The organism is Methylobacterium sp. ME121 (assembly GCF_000974725.1).
Classification (GTDB): domain Bacteria; phylum Pseudomonadota; class Alphaproteobacteria; order Rhizobiales; family Beijerinckiaceae; genus Methylobacterium; species Methylobacterium radiotolerans.
In genome coordinates, this window is record NZ_BBUX01000157.1 from 1 (window position 1) to 2,255 (window position 2,255).

Genomic DNA, 2,255 nt, shown 5'->3' on the forward strand with positions numbered 1-2,255 from the left:
GGAACGGACTTGAGCAGCGCCTCGGTCTCGCACCAGACCGGAGAGGCCTTGATGGCTTGACCAATGTCACCGTCGAGTTCCGAGAGCTCTCTCTCCAGGAAGGTGATGTGCCGATTGAGCCTCCGGATCAGCTGCTTGTCCACGGCTTGATCGCGGCGGTTGGTCTCCATGTTGATCATCCCGATGATCTGCCGCCACCGGCTCACGAGCTCGGCGAAGTGGCTTCTCTCCGGTTCTGGCAGGGGCCTGGCTGGTGGTCTGATGCGTTCAGCGAAGAGGGCGATCACCTCAGCGTCGAGCGTGTCGGTCTTCGCCAGCCGGCCCATGGCTCTGGCGAAGTCGCGGATTTGGCGTGGGTTGACGATGCAGAGCGGCAGTCCGGCCGCAGCGAGCGCTGCAGCGACACTCCCCTCGAAGCCGCCCGTGGCTTCCAGAACGACGAGGCCAACCGGGAGGCTACCGAAGCGGCGCGCGAGAACCTCCAGCCCCTTCGCGTCGCGAGGGACATGGAAGGCCTCGCCTGAGGGTCTGAGGTGAACGTCGAGGCGGTCCTTGGACACGTCGATGCCGACAAAGATGGTGCGTTGTTCGTCCATGACCCTACCTTGCGAATGCGAGCTCGGGCCCGAGCGGCTGTCCGGGTTCGGGACTGTGGGGGTGAGGGCCGCACCTTACTTTGTCGCAGGCTTACAAGCCCAAGGCTAACGCGGGATCACCCTCACCGTGTAGCCTCGCTGGCTTCGCGTCAGCGGGCAACTCCAAGATACAAGACGGTCCGTCGAGCATACCGGATAACGGTCAAGTCGAGCGGATGAACCGCACCATCAAAGACGCCAGGGTCTAGCGCTACCATTACGCGAGCTATGCCGGATTTTAGGTGACGGCGGCGGTCAGGCGGCGCGGTGGTCTGGGCTCGCGACGACCTCGGTCCCGTCGCGGAAGATGACGCCGGCCACGACCTTCGGCAACTGGTTTTCGCCCTTCAGCCGGCGCCAGGTTTTCGACGCCGCCATCACGAGCTTGAACACCATCAGCTTGGCGGTCGTGGCCGAGAGCGCCCCTTTGGTCCGCACGGTCCGATGCCGCACTGTCGCGAACACGCTCTCGATCGGGTTCGAGCTGCGCAGGTGATCCCAGTGCTCGGCCGGGAAGTCGTAGAACGCCAACAGCCTGTCACGATCCTTGGTCAGGCAGGCGGCGGCCCGAGGGTACTTGGCCCCGTACTTCTCGACAAAGACGGCCAGCGCCACCTCGGCCGCCGCCCGGGTCGGCGCGCCGTGGATCTCGCGCAGGTCCGCCTTCATCGCCGGCTGGATGGACTTCGGCACCTTGTCGAGGACTTTGGCCGTCTTGTGGACCCAACACCGCTGGTGAGCGGTGCCGGGGAAGACCTCGTCCAGCGCCCGCCAGAAGCCGAGAGCGCCGTCGCCGACCGCGATCTCGGGCGCGATCGACAGCCCGCGCCGCTTCACGTCGACGAGCAACTCCCGCCAGCTCTGGGCACTCTCGCGCGCACCCACCTGGAACCCGACGAGCTCCTTCTTGCCCTCGGGCGTCGCCCCGATCAGCACGAGCATGCAGTCTGCCTGCTCGGCCATCCGCGCCTGCAGATAGACGCCGTCGGCCCAGACGTAGGCATAGCGGCGTGCGGAGAGATCGCGCGCCTGCCAGCGGGCGTACTCATCCGCCCACGTCGCCGTCAGCCGGGCGATGACGGCCGGCGACAGGTTCGGGGCGTCGCGCCCCAGCAGGGCGGCCAGCGCCTCCTGGAAGTCGCCGGTCGAGATGCCGCGCAGGTACAGGACCGGCAGCAGCGCATCCAGGCTGGGGGTGCGCCGCGCCCATTTCGGCAGGATGGTCGAGGTGAACCGGACCCGGTCCTCAGACCCGCTCGCACCGCGATCCCGGACACGGACCCGCGCGACCGGCACCGGGCCGATGCCGGTCTGGATCGCCCGCTCCGGCCCGTGGCCGTGCCGCACCAGCCGGGCCCGTCCATCCTGCAGTCGCAGGTCCTGCATCGCGCTCAGGAACGCGTCCGCCTCCATCTCGACAGCCTGGGCGAGCAGGCGGCGAGCGCCGCTACGCAGCACCTCGGTCAGGGGATCGTCGAGGTCTTCGGGATGACGAAGTCGGACGACGTTGGTAGGTATCTCCATGGCGTATCGCTCTCGCTGAGAGGTTCTGGCAGGCTCGACACCCGCCTCGATACGCCGCCTTCAACTCACCGTCGTCACCCAATCTCCCGCATAGCT

The 2,255-nt window shown here is 67.2% G+C and carries 2 protein-coding genes; both read right to left on the reverse strand.

Annotated features, from left to right (window positions below; translation table 11 throughout):
• Positions 1 to 596, reverse strand: a 596-nt coding sequence (locus ME121_RS32625) for an IS110 family transposase (RefSeq protein WP_491892953.1), incomplete at its 3' end; no start/stop codon positions are given.
• 294 nt (positions 597 to 890) lie between these two features.
• Positions 891 to 2,159, reverse strand: a complete 1,269-nt coding sequence (locus tag ME121_RS32630) for an IS256 family transposase (protein ID WP_059410327.1) — start codon at positions 2,157 to 2,159, stop codon at positions 891 to 893.
• Positions 2,160 to 2,255 lie beyond the last annotated feature (96 nt).

Coding starts and splice junctions, on each gene's coding strand:
- ME121_RS32630 (WP_059410327.1), bottom strand. CDS start 2,159: ATGGAGATACCTACCAACGTCGTCCGACTTCGTCATCCCGAAGACCTC.